The organism is Roseovarius sp., from assembly GCF_965228755.1.
Classification (GTDB): Bacteria; Pseudomonadota; Alphaproteobacteria; order Rhodobacterales; family Rhodobacteraceae; genus Roseovarius.
The window spans coordinates 346,216-360,315 of record NZ_CBDDIG010000005.1; the positions used below are offsets into that span (position 1 = coordinate 346,216).

At 67.3% G+C, this 14,100-nt stretch carries 17 protein-coding genes; 11 read left to right on the forward strand and 6 right to left on the reverse strand.

Translation table 11 applies throughout. The features are described 5' to 3' along the window. Nucleotides 1-4: 4 nt before the first annotated feature. The 4 genes from ACO07J_RS05020 to ACO07J_RS05035 form a co-directional block, all read right to left on the reverse strand. Complete coding sequence (locus ACO07J_RS05020) at nt 5-793, reverse strand: HAD-IIB family hydrolase (RefSeq protein ID WP_422026873.1); 789 nt, start codon at nt 791-793, stop codon at nt 5-7. Between the two features lie 66 nt (nt 794-859). Then, nucleotides 860-1,912, reverse strand: coding sequence for a YeeE/YedE family protein (locus ACO07J_RS05025; protein WP_422026875.1), 1,053 nt, complete (start codon nt 1,910-1,912; stop codon nt 860-862). A 26-nt stretch (nt 1,913-1,938) separates the two neighbouring features. Beyond that, nucleotides 1,939-2,286, reverse strand: a complete 348-nt coding sequence (locus ACO07J_RS05030; RefSeq protein ID WP_422026877.1) for an ArsR/SmtB family transcription factor — start codon at nt 2,284-2,286, stop codon at nt 1,939-1,941. After that, complete coding sequence (locus tag ACO07J_RS05035; protein ID WP_422026879.1) at nt 2,283-2,666, reverse strand: hypothetical protein; 384 nt, start codon at nt 2,664-2,666, stop codon at nt 2,283-2,285. Before ACO07J_RS05035 ends, ACO07J_RS05030 begins: the two co-directional genes overlap by 4 nt. A 78-nt stretch (nt 2,667-2,744) precedes the next feature. Between ACO07J_RS05035 and ACO07J_RS05040 the strand changes: the two genes are divergently transcribed. From ACO07J_RS05040 to ACO07J_RS05090, 11 genes are all read left to right on the forward strand, one after another. Further along, nucleotides 2,745-3,482, forward strand: a complete 738-nt coding sequence (locus tag ACO07J_RS05040; RefSeq protein ID WP_422026881.1) for a cytochrome c biogenesis CcdA family protein — start codon at nt 2,745-2,747, stop codon at nt 3,480-3,482. A gap of 15 nt (nt 3,483-3,497) precedes the next feature. Then, nucleotides 3,498-4,076, forward strand: a complete 579-nt coding sequence (locus ACO07J_RS05045; protein WP_422026883.1) for a thioredoxin family protein — start codon at nt 3,498-3,500, stop codon at nt 4,074-4,076. A gap of 107 nt (nt 4,077-4,183) precedes the next feature. Further along, on the forward strand, nt 4,184-4,663 hold the full coding sequence (gene soxX, locus ACO07J_RS05050) for a sulfur oxidation c-type cytochrome SoxX (RefSeq protein ID WP_422026885.1): 480 nt from the start codon (nt 4,184-4,186) through the stop codon (nt 4,661-4,663). Between the two features lie 34 nt (nt 4,664-4,697). Continuing rightward, complete coding sequence (gene soxY / locus ACO07J_RS05055; protein WP_422026887.1) at nt 4,698-5,117, forward strand: thiosulfate oxidation carrier protein SoxY; 420 nt, start codon at nt 4,698-4,700, stop codon at nt 5,115-5,117. Between the two features lie 20 nt (nt 5,118-5,137). Continuing rightward, nucleotides 5,138-5,467 carry a thiosulfate oxidation carrier complex protein SoxZ gene (gene soxZ / locus ACO07J_RS05060; RefSeq protein WP_350127996.1) on the forward strand — a complete coding sequence of 110 codons (330 nt, stop codon included), beginning with the start codon at nt 5,138-5,140 and terminating at the stop codon, nt 5,465-5,467. Between the two features lie 68 nt (nt 5,468-5,535). Next, entirely contained in the window at nt 5,536-6,390 is an 855-nt protein-coding gene (soxA, locus tag ACO07J_RS05065; protein WP_422026890.1) for a sulfur oxidation c-type cytochrome SoxA, read from the forward strand. A gap of 93 nt (nt 6,391-6,483) precedes the next feature. Then, on the forward strand, nt 6,484-8,190 hold the full coding sequence (gene soxB / locus ACO07J_RS05070) for a thiosulfohydrolase SoxB (RefSeq protein ID WP_422026892.1): 1,707 nt from the start codon (nt 6,484-6,486) through the stop codon (nt 8,188-8,190). Between the two features lie 13 nt (nt 8,191-8,203). Further along, nucleotides 8,204-9,472, forward strand: coding sequence for a sulfite dehydrogenase (soxC, locus tag ACO07J_RS05075; RefSeq protein WP_422026894.1), 1,269 nt, complete (start codon nt 8,204-8,206; stop codon nt 9,470-9,472). After that, a complete protein-coding gene (locus tag ACO07J_RS05080; RefSeq protein WP_422026895.1) occupies nt 9,456-10,463 on the forward strand; it encodes a c-type cytochrome in 1,008 nt (335 codons plus the stop codon). Before soxC ends, ACO07J_RS05080 begins: the two co-directional genes overlap by 17 nt. 165 nt (nt 10,464-10,628) lie before the next feature. Then, nucleotides 10,629-11,051, forward strand: a complete 423-nt coding sequence (locus tag ACO07J_RS05085; RefSeq protein WP_422026897.1) for a DUF302 domain-containing protein — start codon at nt 10,629-10,631, stop codon at nt 11,049-11,051. Nucleotides 11,052-11,118: 67 nt separating this feature from the next. Next, a complete protein-coding gene (locus ACO07J_RS05090; protein ID WP_422026899.1) occupies nt 11,119-12,186 on the forward strand; it encodes a YeeE/YedE family protein in 1,068 nt (355 codons plus the stop codon). 4 nt (nt 12,187-12,190) lie between these two features. Here ACO07J_RS05090 and ACO07J_RS05095 read toward each other — a convergent pair whose 3' ends face one another. Next, entirely contained in the window at nt 12,191-13,138 is a 948-nt protein-coding gene (locus ACO07J_RS05095; protein ID WP_422026901.1) for an MBL fold metallo-hydrolase, read from the reverse strand. Next, nucleotides 13,135-14,052 (reverse strand): MBL fold metallo-hydrolase, encoded by a 918-nt coding sequence (locus ACO07J_RS05100; RefSeq protein WP_422026903.1) that lies wholly within the window; start codon nt 14,050-14,052, stop codon nt 13,135-13,137. The genes ACO07J_RS05095 and ACO07J_RS05100 overlap by 4 nt, the downstream gene beginning before the upstream one ends. Nucleotides 14,053-14,100 lie beyond the last annotated feature (48 nt).

The following is a 14,100-nucleotide window of genomic DNA, read 5'->3' on the forward strand; positions in this document are numbered from 1 at the left end:
GTTGTCAGCGTTGCGTTTCGGTAAGCCCGAGCTCCTGCATCAGCGCAAGGACGGCGTGGCACCAGCCTGTCGGGCCTTCCTCGGCGGTGCGGCGGATGCGGCCCTCGGCCTCGCCCGGCAATTCGGGCAGGGGCGGGGCGGCGTCGTTGCGGATGATGACGCCGAAATCGGCGCGTTCGAGCATCTCGGTGTCGTTCGGGGCATCGCCCAGGGCGATGGTGTGGCGGGGTCGGTAGGTGTCGATGATCTCGTCCATGTGGCCGGCCTTGGTGCCTCCGAAGGAAAATGTCAGGAAGCGGCCGCCGCGCCGGGCGGAGAGGCCGGCCGCCCCGGCGGCCTTGAGGAAACGTTCGAGGGCGGCGTCGGTTCCCGTCCAGACGCCCGGTTCGGAGAAGCGGCGCCGTCGGGCCAGCGCGGCGGCGGGTTCGGGCAGGCCGGTTACCTTGGCCACCTCGGCCGCGTCCATGTCGCCGAAGCCGCGGAAGCCAGCCGGCAGGCTGGCGAGGCGGGCGCGGAGGTCGGTATAGGGGCTGTCGCCGGTCTCCGTCACCGCGTCGCCGGGGGCCAGCAACCCGCTGCCGTTCTCGACGATGGCGGGCCAGTCACTGAGCCCCATCTCGGCCCTCAGTGGGGCGATCTCGGCGGCGGTCTTGCTGCTGGCGAGGATGACGCCACAGCCCTTGGCCTTCAACGCGTCGAGGGCGGGCCCGGCGGCCTCCCAGGAATAGTCGTCATGGTCCAGCAGCGTGCCGTCGAGATCCGAGAAGACCAGGATATCGGGGGTATGCCTCATGCCGTCGCCTATCTGTGCCTGTCGGAACGACACTAGCCAGCAAGGCGCGGGGGCGTAACCGGATTCTCAGGAAATGGCGAAGCCGGTGATCAGTTGGCGCAGGCCGATGGCCGCACCGATGAAAATTGCGGCGAAGGTGACGGGCGCCGAGAAGGCCAGCACCGAAAAGGCCGAAAGCCCCTGGCCGATGGTGCAGCCGAAGGCCAGCACCGAGCCGAAGCCCATCAGCACCGCGCCCAGCACCTGCCGGCGGAGTTCGCGGGGGTCTTCGCAGGCTTCCCAGCGGAAATGGCCCTTGATGAGGCTGCCCGCGAAGGCCCCGGCCAGCACGCCCGCGACCGAGCCCACGCCGAAGCTGAGCCCGCCGCCGCTGGAGGTCATCACGTAGAGCAGGGTTTCGCCCAGGGGGGCCGAATAGGTGTGCGAGACCACCGGCAGGGCGCTGAAATGGCTTTGCACGACAGCCGACGTCCCCCACCAGCCCGAGACGATGGCCAGGCCGACGACCGCGCCCCAGAACAGGTGGACGGGTCTGGAGAGCGCGTCTTTCGAGGCGAGCGCAGCCACGGTGATGGCAAGGCCCGCGACGAGGCCGGGGATTGTCGGGCCGGCATGGCCGATCTGGCCGATGACGCCGGCGATGGAGAGCGTATCGAGCCTGGCTTCGGTGGCCTCGATCAGCGCCACGCGGGCGGCGGCGAGGGGGCCCGACAGCATGATGTAGGCCGAGATGCCCATGACCAGCACGATGACGAAGGCCCGGAAATCCCCGCCGCCGGTGCGGGCCAGCGCGCCGAAGCCGCAGGTGCCGGCGATCGACATGCCGTAGCCGAATATGAGCCCGCCAAGGATGCTGGCGACAGGCGACCAGGGCGAGGCGAGGTAGAGCGTTTCCGACAGGTCAATGGCGCCCAGCCCCGCGAGGAGATGCACGCCGGTCACGGCCACGCCGATGGCGAGGATCCACATGCGCAGGCGCAGGGCGCTGTGCTGGTAGAGGACATCCTCGATGGCGCCGAGGGTGCAGAAGCGCCCCAGCCGCGCGGCGAGGCCAAGCAGCGTGCCGCCGACAAGGCCCACGAGGGCCATCAGCGCCGCATCGGAGATGCCGTCGAACACGTTTTCCTCCTCCCGGTGTCCGGACCTCAGCGCTTGCGGCAGAAGAGGTCGTGGACAGTGTCGAGTATTCGGATCGCGCGGTCGTCTGTCAAACGGTAGTAGATGGTCTTGCCCTCGCGGCGCGGGGCGACGAGGCCCTCGGCCCGCAGGCGGGCCAGCTGTTGCGACACCGCGGCCTGCCGGGCGGAGAGCAGTTCTTCCAGTTCGGTCACCGATTTCTCGCCGGTGGTCAGGTGGCAGAGGATCATCATCCGCCCCTCGTGGCTGATCGCCTTGAGGAAGGCGGCCGCCTCGGTGGCGCTTTGCACCATGCGGTCGAGCTCGGCCTCCGAGGCCGGGGGCTCCGTCGCGCCGGAGGGCAGGCCGGGGGTCATGAGTCGCCTCGCCCGGTGGCCTCGGGGTGGGCGTCGAGCAACTGCGTCAGCATCGGCCAGAAGAAATGTTCGCCCGGGTAGCCCTCGATCCGGCCAAGTTCGGCGCCGTCCTCGACCAGCACGAAGGTGGGGGTGTAGACGGGGGTGGTGGCGAAGTCGATATCGGGGGGCAGGTCGCTGATGCGGACGCGGCGGAGGGGCGCGCGGCGGGCCTCCTCCGTCTTGTCGTAGCTCGTGCCGATCTCCTCGTGCCAGAGCTGGCACCAGTGGCAGCCGGGCCGTTCGACCATGACAAGCTCTGCCGCGTCTACCGCGCGCAGGGGCAGCACGGTGATAGCGGCCAGAAGGAGGGCCGTGACAATTGCAGGGCGAAAGGGCATGAAGGCTCCGGTTGACTGGATCGCGACATATAACATAGTTTGAATATGACGGGCGATCAAGAATGACGGGCGTGGATTATGCTGGATGTTTCGCTGATTGGCGCCTTTCTTGGCGGGCTGATCGTTTTCTTCTCGCCCTGCGTGCTGCCGATCGTGCCATTCTACCTGAGTTACATGGCCGGCGCCTCGATGCAGGAGATCAGCGGCGAGGGCGAGCTGGCGCCGGGCGTGCGGCGGCGGGCGTTCTGGGCGTCGGTGATGTTCTCGGCCGGGATCATCACGGTGTTCGTGCTGCTGGGCGCCGCGGCCTTCGGCCTGAGCCAGGCGTTCCGGTCGGTACAGACGGAATTCCGGCTGGTGGCGGCGCTGACCGTCTTCATCCTCGGGCTGCATTTCCTGGGCGTGCTGAAGATCGGGTTCCTCAACCGGGTCTTCCAGATGGAGGCCGGCTCGACCCAGAAGATGTCGGTGATGGGCGCCTACGTGGTGGGGTTCGCCTTTGCCGCCGGATGGACGCCCTGCGTGGGCGGCGTGCTGACGGCGGTGGTGTTCACCGCCTCGACCGAGGCCACGGCGCTGCGGGGGCTGGTACTGCTCTTGGTGTTCGGGCTGGCGATGACGACGCCCTTCATGATCGCGGCGCTGTTCATCGGGCCGTTCCTGCGCTTCGCCGCGCGGTTCCGGCGGCACCTGCCCAAGGTGGAAAAGGCGATGGGGTTGCTGCTGATCGTGTTTGCGGTTCTGATCGCGACGGATAGTGTCAACTATATCGCGCAATGGATGCTGGAGGCCTTTCCGGCCTTCCAGAATATCTGACGGAGGAGAGATGTGATGACACGCCTGCTGACCATGATCGCCGCCCTGGTGCTGGCCCTGCCGGTCTATGCCGCCGAGCTGGGCGATGACGGGCTGCACAAGACCGACTGGATGCGGGACACGTTCAAGGACCTGAACGAGGACCTGGCCGAGGCCAATGCCGAGGGCAAGCGGCTGATGATCCTGTTCGAGCAGCGCGGCTGCATCTACTGCACGCGGATGCACGAGAACGTCTTTCCGATGGAGGTGATCGAGGACTACATCGAGGCCAATTACTTCGTCATCCAGATGGACCTTTACGGTGCGACCGAGGTGACGGATTTCGACGGCGAGCTGATCTCGGAACGCGATGCGGCGCGGAAATGGGGGGTGATGTTCACGCCCTCGATCCTGTTCATGCCCGAGGAGGTCGAGGAGGGAAAGACCGCCGCGCAGGCCGCCGTGGCGGTGATGCCGGGCGCCTTCGAGGCGGGCACCACGCTTGACCTTCTGACCTGGGTCAACGAAAAACGGTATGAAGGCGGAAACGCCGAGGATTTCCAGCGCTACCATGCGCGGATGGTTCGCGAGCGGGACGTCGACCTGGGGGACTGAGCCGGAGATGGATCTTCGTCAAATTCAAGAATGCGAATTTATTCTTGCCCGGGCGCGGCCTGCCGAGCTATGGTATATAAAAACATGAATGTGTAACGGGAGGACACATGCGGATACTCACAGCAACTTGCGCGGCCGTACTGATGACGGCGGTCAGCGCGGCAGCCGACGAGGTCGCCCCTGACGACGTGACCTTCGGAGAATACGGCGAGGTCGAAACCTCGCTGTCCGGTGCGGAGGGCGATGCCGAGAACGGCGCGATGGTGATGAAGACCAAGTCGATGGGCAACTGCATCTCCTGCCACCAGGTCAGCGCGCTGAGCGATGCGCCGTTCCACGGCGAGATCGGCCCGGTGCTGGACGGGGCGGGCGACCGCTGGTCCGAGGCCGAGCTGCGCGGGATCGTGAGCAACGCCAAGAACACCTTCCCGGAATCGATGATGCCCGCCTATTACAAGAGCAGCGGCTTCATCCGCCCCGGCGACGCCTTTACCGGCAAGGCGGGCGAAGAGTCGCTTCCGCCCCTGCTGACCGCACAACAGATCGAGGATGTCGTGGCCTTCCTGATGACCCAGAAGGAAGAGTGACGTCCTGCGACGGAGACACCCAGAGGAGATGACAATGGAATTCACGAGACGCGAAACGCTGGTGATCGGGGCGGCCGCCGCCACGGTGGCCGCGCTGCCGATGCCGGCATTCGCCGCGACGACCGACGAGTTGATCGCCGAGTTCACCGGCGGGGCCGACGTGGCCGAGGGCGGCGTCGATCTCGACGCCCCGGAGATTGCCGAGAACGGCAACACGGTGCCGATCGAGGTGGGCGCCGAGGGCGCGACGGCGATCATGGTTCTGGCGGCGGGCAACCCCGTGCCGCCCGTGGCGACGTTCAATTTCGGCCCGCTGGCCGGGGCCACCCGCGCCAAGACCCGCATCCGCCTTGCCACCTCGCAGGACGTGATCGCGGTGGCGAAACTGGCCGATGGCAGCTTTGCAAAGGCCACCAAGGCCGTGAAAGTCACCATCGGCGGCTGCGGCGGCTGAGGCATTAGGAGACAAGACAGATGGCAAAAGGTGTACGCCCCCGCGTGAAAGTTCCCTCGTCGGCCTCGGCCGGGGAGGTGATCACCATCAAGACCCTGATCAGCCACAAGATGGAATCGGGTCAGCGCAAGGACAGCGACGGCAACAAGATCCCGCGCTCGATCATCAACCACTTCACCTGTACCTTCAACGGCGAGACCGTGATCGACGTGAAGATGGAGCCCGCGATCTCGACCAACCCGTATTTCGAGTTCGACGCCACGGTGCCCGAGGCCGGTGAGTTCAAGTTCGTCTGGAACGACGATGACGGCTCGGTCTACGAGGAAACCAAGGCGATCGAGGTCGGCTGAGGATCTGCAAGCCAGTTCCGCGCCCCGGCAAAGAGGGCGCGGGACCACGCCAGGGAGGATAGGATTAGATGAAACTCAAAGCACTCACCGCCGCCGCCGCGCTGCTTGTCGCGCCGGGGCTGGCGCTGGCCGGGCCGGATGACGACACGCTGGTGATCAACGGCGAGACCGAGATGGTCACCAAGACCGAGGCGCCCGCCCACATGGAGGAGACCGGGATCAGCGAGATCATCTCGGGCTGGCATTTCCGGTCGGACGAGACGCAGGCGCTGGAGATGGATGATTTCGACAACCCCGGCATGGTGTTCGTCGATATCGGCATGGAACAGTGGGAAACGGTCGAGGGCAGCGCCGAGAAATCCTGTGCCAGCTGCCACGACGCCCCCGAAGACAGCATGACGGGCGTCCGCGCCGTCTATCCGAAATGGAACGAGGCCGCCGGAGAGGTGCGCACACTGGCCCAGCAGATCAACGCCTGCCGGGAAGACCAGATGGGCGCCGAGCCCTACGGCTACACCAGCGGCGAGATGGCCAACATGGAGGCGCTGATCTCGCTCCAGTCCCGCGGGATGCCGGTGGACGTGGCCATCGACGGCCCGGCGCAGAGCACGTGGGAGGCGGGCAAGGAGCTGTACTATACCCGCACCGGGCAGCTCGAGCTGAGCTGTGCCAATTGCCACGAGAACAACTATGGCAACATGATCCGCGCCGACCACCTGAGCCAGGGGCAGATCAACGGCTTCCCGGTCTACCGGCTGAAGAACGCCAAGCTGAACACGGTGCATGCCCGCTTCAAGGGCTGTGTGCGCGACACCCGCGCCGAGACCTACAGCCCCGGCAGCCCCGAATTCGTGGCGCTGGAACTGTATGTCGCCAGCCGCGGCAACGGCCTGTCGGTCGAGGCACCGTCGGTTCGTAACTGAGTGGAGCCCCGCATCGCGCGCGCGGTGCGGGGTTTTCCTTGTCTGAACACATTCAATATTCCGCATGTCAAGGCGGGTCAGGAAGCGCATAACATGATTTCACGCCGCGATTTTCTTCAGGTCGGGATGGCCGCCTCGGCGCTGGTGGGCGCCAGCGGGTTCGGCAACTGGTCGAAACTGGCCGCACAGCAGGCGCTGACGCAGGACGAACTTCTGCAGTTCGACACGTTCGGCAACGTGAGCCTCATTCACGTGACCGACATCCATGCCCAGTTGAAACCGGTCTATTTCCGCGAGCCGGAGGTGAATATCGGCGTGGGCGCGAACAAGGGCGAGGTGCCGCATGTCACCGGCGCCGCCTTCCGGAAACTGTACGGGATCGAGGATGGCAGCCCCGCGCATTACGCGCTGACCTATGACGATTTCACCGCGCTGGCGCGGGCCTATGGCCGGATGGGCGGGATGGACCGCGTGGCGACGGTGGTGAACGCCATCCGCGCCGACCGGCCCGACGCGATCCTGCTGGATGGCGGCGATACCTGGCACGGCTCCTACACCTGCCATCACACCGAAGGGCAGGACATGGTCAACGTGATGAACGCGCTGAAGCCCGACGCGATGACCTTTCACTGGGAATTCACGCTGGGCCAGGACCGGGTGCGCGAGCTGGTCGAGGGGCTGCCCTTCGCGGCGTTGGGGCAGAACATCTTCGACGCCGAGTGGGACGAGCCGTCGGAGGAGTTCGCGCCCTACGAGTTCTTCGAGCGCGGCGGCACCAGGATCGCCGTGATCGGGCAGGCCTTCCCCTACACGCCGATCGCCAACCCGAGCTGGCTGTTCCCGGATTACAGCTTCGGCATCCGCGACGAGCGGATGCAGGAGATGGTCGACGAGGTGCGCGGGCAGGGGGCCGAGCTGGTCGTGCTGCTGAGCCATAACGGCTTCGACGTCGACAAGCAGATGGCCACCGTGGTCGAGGGGATCGACGTGATCCTGTCGGGCCACACCCACGATGCCCTGCCCGAGCCGGTGCTGGTGGGCGAGACGATGATCGTGGCGAGCGGGTCGAACGGGAAATTCGTCAGCCGGGTGGATCTCGACGTGCGCGACGGGCGGATGATGGGCTTCCGGCACAAGCTGATCCCGGTCTTCTCGGATGTGATCGAGCCGGATGCCGGGATGACAGCGCTGATCGACGAACAGCGCGCGCCTTTTGATACCGAGATGGCCGAGGTGATCGGCCAGTCCGACAGCCTGCTCTACCGCCGGGGCAATTTCAACGGCACGTGGGACGACCTGATCTGCGACGCGCTTCTGTCGGAGCGGGAGGCGGAGATCGCGCTGTCGCCCGGCGTGCGCTGGGGGCCGAGCCTGATACCGGGCGACGACATCACGCGCGAGGATATCTGGAACGTCACCTCGATGAGCTATCCCGAGGCCTATCGCACGGAAATGACGGGTGAATTCCTGAAGGTCGTGCTGGAGGACGTGGCCGACAACATCTTCAACCCCAACCCCTATTACCAGCAGGGCGGCGACATGGTGCGGACCGGCGGGCTGGGCTACCGGATCGACGTCTCGAAACCGCAGGGCGAGCGGATCTCCGACCTGACCCTGCTTGGCAGCGGCGAGGCGATCGAGGCGGATCGGAGCTACGTGGTGGCCGGCTGGGCCAGCGTCAACGAGGGCACCGAGGGGCCGCCGATCTGGGACGTGGTGGAAAACCATATCCGCAAGCTGGGCACGGTCACGGTCGGCGGGGCCGACAGCGTGACGGTGACCGGCGTCGAGGGCGAGTGAAGGAGGGCGGGCGATGTCCGACAGTTTCGCAAGCAAACCCACCTCGCGCCGCGCGTTCCTTGGCGGCAGCGCGGCGGCGGCGGTGGCGGTTGGGGCCGGGGCGGCACGGGCCGGCGCGCCCGATCCGCTGATCACCGAGGTGCAGGACTGGGCCGCCGGGCTGGGCGAGGGGGTGGATGCCACGCCCTACGGCCTGCCGATCCGGTTCGAGGATGACGTGATCCGGCGGAACGTGGAATGGTTGACCGCCGACACGATCAGCTCGATCAACTTCACGCCGATCCACGCGCTGGACGGAACGATCACCCCGCAGGGCTGTGCCTTCGAGCGGCACCATTCCGGCGCGATCGAGCTGCGCAAGGAAGATTACCGGCTGATGATCAACGGGTTGGTCGAGACGCCGCTGGTCTTCACCTACGAGGATCTGACGCGCTTCCCGCGCGAGAACCACGTCTATTTCTGCGAATGCGCGGCGAATTCCGGCATGGAATGGGCGGGCGCACAGCTCAACGGCGCGCAGTTCACCCATGGCATGATCCACAACATGGAATATACCGGCGTGCCCCTGCGCACGATCCTCGAGGAGGCGGGCTACAGCGCGCAAGGCAAATGGGTCTATGTCGAGGGCGCCGATGCCTCGTCGAACGGCCGGTCGATCCCGATGGAAAAGGCGCTGGATGACGTGCTGGTGGCGTTCAAGGCCAATGGCGAGGCGCTCAGGAAGGAGCATGGCTACCCGGTGCGGCTGGTGGTGCCGGGCTGGGAAGGCAACCTCTGGATCAAGTGGCTGCGGCGGGTCGAGGTGACGGATGCGCCGGTGGAAAGCCGCGAGGAGACCAGCAAGTACACCGACACGCTGGCCGACGGCACGAGCCGCAAGTGGACATGGGAGATGGACGCGAAATCCGTCGTGACCGCGCCCAGCCCGCAATCGCCGATCCCGCACGGGCCGGGGCCGATGGTGATCACCGGGCTCGCGTGGTCGGGGCGCGGGGCGATCACCCGGGTGGACGTGTCAAAGGACGGCGGCCGCACGTGGGAGACGGCCCGGCTGGCCCGGCCCGGCGAGGCGCGGGCGCTGACGCGGTTCTACCTCGATACCGAGTGGGACGGCTCGGAGATGCTGCTGCAATCCCGGGCGATGGACGAGACGGGATACGTGCAGCCCAGCAAGGCGGCTCTGCGCGAGGTGCGGGGCGAGAACTCGATCTACCACAATAACGGCATCCAGACATGGTGGGTGCGCGAAAGCGGGGAGGCGGAGAATGTCGAGGTATCGTAAATGGGTTGTACTGGGCCTGTGCCTTGGACTGGCCGGGCCCGCAATGGCCGGGCAGTACGACCTTGGCCGCCCGGCGCTGCCCGAGGAGATTGCCGCGTGGGACCTGGACGTGCATCCAGACGGCACCGGCCTGCCCGCGGGGCAGGGCTCGGTGAAAGACGGCGAGCGGCTCTTCTCGGAGCGCTGCGCCGCGTGCCATGGCGAGTTCGCGGAAGGCGTGGGCAACTGGCCCGAGCTGGCCGGGGGCGAGGGCACGCTGGCCGACAAGGATCCGGTGAAGACCGTGGGCTCCTACTGGCCCTACCTCTCGACCGTGTGGGATTACGTGCACCGCTCGATGCCCTTCGGCGATGCGCAGAGCCTGTCGGATGACGAGGTCTACGCGATCACCGCCTATATCCTTTATTCCAACTACCTGGTGGAGGAGGATTTCGTGCTGTCGGACGAGAATTTCCTCGAGGTGGCCATGCCCAATGCCGACGGGTTCATCGTCGATGACCGGGAAGAGGCGGAGGCGCATTTCTGGACGGACGAGCCCTGCATGGAGGATTGCAAGGACAGCGTCGAGATCACCATGCGCGCCCACGTGCTGGACGTGACACCCGAGGATGAGGGCGGGGAAGTTGTGGCCGAGGACGCCGTCGAGGTGGCGGCCACGGATACCGCGTCGGACCCGGAGCTGGTGGCCGAGGGCGAGAAGGTGTTCCGCAAGTGCAAGGCCTGCCACCAGGTGGGCGAGGGCGCGAAAAACCGGGTTGGCCCGCACCTGAACGGCGTGGTGGGCCGGGCCGCCGGGGCGGTCGAGGGGTTCCGGTATTCCAAGCCGCTGGAGACGGCGGCGGCGGAGGGGCTGGTCTGGTCCCAGGAGGCGCTGGGCGCGTTCCTGGCCGATCCGCGGGGGTTCCTGAAGGGCACGAAGATGGCCTTCGCCGGGTTGAAATCGGAAGTGGACCGGGCGGCGATCGCGGCCTACCTGGCGACGTTCGAGTGATGGGCTGGCCCTCTGCGCCCGGTTTGCGGCGGGGGTTCTGCGACGCGCGTTCGGATGCCTCCGGCGGGGATATTTGGCCCAAGAAGAAGCCGGGGGTGTGGCTGGCGTGACCGGGGCGCGTCTGGCATGATGGGGTCAGGTTCGGGTGCGGCGAAAGGAGCGGGCATGAGATACCTGGTGACAGCGCTGGTGCTGGCCGCGATGCCGGCGGCGGCGGACGACGCGGTGACCTACGATTTCGACGGCAGCTACGAGGATGCCACCTTCGCGCTGGAAAACGCGATCATCGGGCAGGGGCTGGTCGTCGATCACGTGAGCGACGTGGGCGAGATGCTGGCCCGCACGCGCGAGGACGTGGGCAGCGATGTCGTGCTCTATGACGGGGCGGTGGTGATGCAGTTCTGTTCCGCCAGCCTGTCGCGGAAGATGATGGAGGCCGATCCGCTGAACATCGCGCATTGCCCCTACGGGATCTTCGTGATCGACCGGGACGGCGCGGTGCAGATCGGCTACCGCACCTTTCCCGAGGGCGAGATGCAGGAGGTGCAGGAATTCCTCGACGCGATCGTGCAGGAGGCGCTGGAATAGCGCCTCAAACATATTCCAATTGATGCATATCAAGGCGTGGGATTCCGGCCGGGGGTAGGACCCGGGTATGTTGGAAACCCTTGTCGACACCTATGGCGAAGGCGCGGTCCTGATGATGGCGGGGCTGGCGGTGGGCGTGCTGTTCGGCGCGGCGGCGCAGCATTCGCGGTTCTGCCTGCGGGCGGCGGTGGCCGAGGTGACGGGCGGGCAGCTTGGCCCGCGGCTGTCGATCTGGCTGGTGGCGTTCTTCGCCGCGGTGGCGCTGGTGCAGGGGGCGGTGGCGCTGGGCTGGTTCGAGGTGGCGCAGTCGCGCCAGCTGGCCGCGACCGGCAGCCTGTCGGGCGCGGTGATCGGCGGGCTGATGTTCGGCGCGGGCATGATGCTGGCGCGGGGCTGTGCGAGCCGGCTGCTGGTGCTGTCGGCGACGGGGAACCTCAGGGCGCTGGTGACCGGACTGGTGCTGACGCTGGTGGCGCAATCGGCGCTGCGCGGGGTCCTCGCGCCCGCGCGGGAGGCGCTGGGGCGGCTCTGGCTGGTGCCGGGGGGCGCGGCGCGGAACCTGCTGGCGGTCACGGGGCTGGAGGCGGGCGGGGCGGCGACGCTGGCGGTGGCCGGGCTTGCTTTGTCCTTCGGGCTGGCGTGGTGGCGGGGCGTGCGGGTGAGCCACGCGCTGGCCGCGGCGGTGGTCGGGCTGGCGGTGGCGCTGGGCTGGGCCGCGACCTGCGCGGTGGCGCGGGTCTCGTTCGAGGTGGTGCCGATCTCGTCGGTGACGTTCACCGGGCCGGCGACGGACACGCTGATGGGACTGGTCAACAGTACCCGGCTGCCGGCGGGGTTCGGCGTGGGGCTGGTGCCGGGCGTGTTCGCCGGCGCCGGCGTCATGGCGCTGCTGACCGGGACGTTCCGGGTGGAGCGGTTCGGGGCCGAGACGCCGATGGAACGCTACCTGCTCGGCGCCGGGCTGATGGGGTTCGGGGCGATGCTGGCGGGCGGCTGCGCGGTGGGCGCGGGCCTGTCGGGCGGGGCGATCATGGCGCTGACCGCATGGGTGGCGGTGTTCTGCATGTGGCTGGGCGCGATGGCGACGCAGGCGCTGCTGAACCGGGGCGCGGCCCGGCATCCGGTGGCCGGCTGAGGCGCTATTCCCACTCCATCTGCTCGTAGACCCGGCCGGCGTTCTTCGTGGCCAGTTCCTCGAACGTGTCGAGATGGGCATAGGGGGATTGATCGACGTAATAGGCATCCGCCAGCTCGCCGCCCGCGTCGATATGCTCGCGGATCTTCCCCCGGAGATAGACGAGATAGTCGCGGGTGTAGCGGCGGACCTGCGCCATGTTGGTCGGATGGCCGTGACCGGGGATCACGTAGGTGGCGCCGAGCGGTTCGAATGCGGTCTCCCACGTCTCCAGCCAGTCGGCGGTATAGGTGTGCTGGAAGATCGGCAGAAGCCGTTCGTGGAAGGCCATATCGCCCGAGATGACGAGGCTTTGGTCGGGCAGCCAGACGACGATGTCGCCGGGGCTGTGGGCGGGGCCGAGATAGCGGGCCTCGATGCGGAAATCGCCCATCTCGACGATATATGCGTCGGAGAAGGTTTCCGTGGGGCCCTGCACGGTGGTGCCCTCGGCCTTTTCGCGATTGTAGCGCTTCATGCCCTCGAGCACGGTGCCGCCATACTCCTCGATTTCCTGCGCCGCGTCCTCGTGGGCGACGATGGGCACGCCCTGTTCGGCCCAGTAGCTGTTGCCCAGCATGGCGTGGCCCTGGCCGTTCTCGTTGAAGACGAGCGTCACGGTCTGGTCGGTGATGCGTTTGATCTCGTCATGCAGCGCCTTTGCAAGGCCGTAGGCGGCGGCGCCGTTGATGACCACCACGCCCTCGCCGGTGACGATGAAGCTGAGGTTGTTGTTGTGGCCGGAATTCTCGTAGGTGGGCGGGGCCGACGCGCCGATGGCCGACCAGACGCCGGGGATGACCTCGACCGGGGCGTCATAGAGCATCGAGCCGGGGTACTTGTCGGCGATCCGCTCGCTGGCCGTCGCGGCGGTGGCGAGGAGGAGGGCGGCGGCGAGGGCCGGGAGCCTCATGCCCCGTCCTCCACGAAGCGGAAGGCGTCGCCCGTGCGCTCGACCCGGCCGATGCCCCCGCCGGGCAGGTGGAAGCCGATCAGGCGCAGCCCGTCGGTGGCGGCCCGGTCGAGCAGGCGGGCGCGGGTTTCGGCGCCAAGATCGGGGTCCTGGTCGGAGCCGCTGGGCCAGCCGGGCTGTTCGAAATTCACATGCGCGTTCGTCACCGCGTCGCCCGCCACCAGCACCGGGTCGCCCCCCGTGGCGATCTCGAAGGACATGTGGCCCGGGGTGTGGCCGGGGGTGGCATGGGCCATGATGCCCGGCAGCACCTCGTCGCCATCGGTGAAGAAGCTGGTCTTTCCGGCGATGGCGTCGAGCCGGCGCTGGGCGCCCACGGCGAAGGCGGCGCGGGCCTCGCCGATCGTGTCGACGGTGTCGGGGTCTGACCAGTACTCCCATTCCGCCTGCCCGAAATGAAAGGCGGCCTCGGGGAAGAGCAGCTCGTCGAAATCGTCGAGCACGCCCCAGAGATGGTCGGGGTGGCCATGGGTGAAGACGATGTCGGTGACGTCCTCGGGTGCGATGCCGAGCCCGTCGAGCGTAAGCGCCAGATCGCCCGCGCTGGGCATGAAGAGGGGGCCCGCGCCCGCGTCGAACAGGATCACCCTCTCGCCGTCGCGCAGCAGGGTGACGTTGCAGGGCTGGCGGATCTCCTCGCGGGAGATGTCGTGGCGGTCGAGGATCGGGGCGAGCTTTTCCTCGTCCATGCCGTCGAAGACGAAATCGCCGGGCAGGACGAGATGGCCGTCGCTGGCGGTGATGACCTCGCGGCTGGTGCCGGCGGCGATGACCCGGGTGGCGAGGCCGGAGAGGCCGGAGGCCATGGCCGCAATTCCCAGCCTGTTCAGGACCTGCCGTCTGGTGATGGTCATTGCTGTCTCCCTCCCGTTTATATTCGGTGTTGTGAATGTTTTAACCCT

What these genes read in the sequence shown, in the direction of transcription:
- ACO07J_RS05020 (WP_422026873.1), bottom strand. Translation starts at nt 793, where the DNA reads ATGAGGCATACCCCCGATATCCTGGTCTTCTCGGATCTCGACGGCACG.
- soxA (WP_422026890.1), top strand. Translation starts at nt 5,536, where the DNA reads ATGAAACTCAAAGCACTCACCGCCGCCGCCGCGCTGCTTGTCGCGCCG.
- ACO07J_RS05090 (WP_422026899.1), top strand. Translation starts at nt 11,119, where the DNA reads ATGTTGGAAACCCTTGTCGACACCTATGGCGAAGGCGCGGTCCTGATG.
- soxB (WP_422026892.1), top strand. Translation starts at nt 6,484, where the DNA reads ATGATTTCACGCCGCGATTTTCTTCAGGTCGGGATGGCCGCCTCGGCG.
- soxZ (WP_350127996.1), top strand. Translation starts at nt 5,138, where the DNA reads ATGGCAAAAGGTGTACGCCCCCGCGTGAAAGTTCCCTCGTCGGCCTCG.
- ACO07J_RS05100 (WP_422026903.1), bottom strand. Translation starts at nt 14,052, where the DNA reads ATGACCATCACCAGACGGCAGGTCCTGAACAGGCTGGGAATTGCGGCC.
- ACO07J_RS05045 (WP_422026883.1), top strand. Translation starts at nt 3,498, where the DNA reads ATGACACGCCTGCTGACCATGATCGCCGCCCTGGTGCTGGCCCTGCCG.
- ACO07J_RS05095 (WP_422026901.1), bottom strand. Translation starts at nt 13,138, where the DNA reads ATGAGGCTCCCGGCCCTCGCCGCCGCCCTCCTCCTCGCCACCGCCGCG.
- ACO07J_RS05030 (WP_422026877.1), bottom strand. Translation starts at nt 2,286, where the DNA reads ATGACCCCCGGCCTGCCCTCCGGCGCGACGGAGCCCCCGGCCTCGGAG.
- soxX (WP_422026885.1), top strand. Translation starts at nt 4,184, where the DNA reads ATGCGGATACTCACAGCAACTTGCGCGGCCGTACTGATGACGGCGGTC.
- ACO07J_RS05035 (WP_422026879.1), bottom strand. Translation starts at nt 2,666, where the DNA reads ATGCCCTTTCGCCCTGCAATTGTCACGGCCCTCCTTCTGGCCGCTATC.
- soxY (WP_422026887.1), top strand. Translation starts at nt 4,698, where the DNA reads ATGGAATTCACGAGACGCGAAACGCTGGTGATCGGGGCGGCCGCCGCC.
- ACO07J_RS05080 (WP_422026895.1), top strand. Translation starts at nt 9,456, where the DNA reads ATGTCGAGGTATCGTAAATGGGTTGTACTGGGCCTGTGCCTTGGACTG.
- ACO07J_RS05040 (WP_422026881.1), top strand. Translation starts at nt 2,745, where the DNA reads ATGCTGGATGTTTCGCTGATTGGCGCCTTTCTTGGCGGGCTGATCGTT.
- ACO07J_RS05085 (WP_422026897.1), top strand. Translation starts at nt 10,629, where the DNA reads ATGAGATACCTGGTGACAGCGCTGGTGCTGGCCGCGATGCCGGCGGCG.
- soxC (WP_422026894.1), top strand. Translation starts at nt 8,204, where the DNA reads ATGTCCGACAGTTTCGCAAGCAAACCCACCTCGCGCCGCGCGTTCCTT.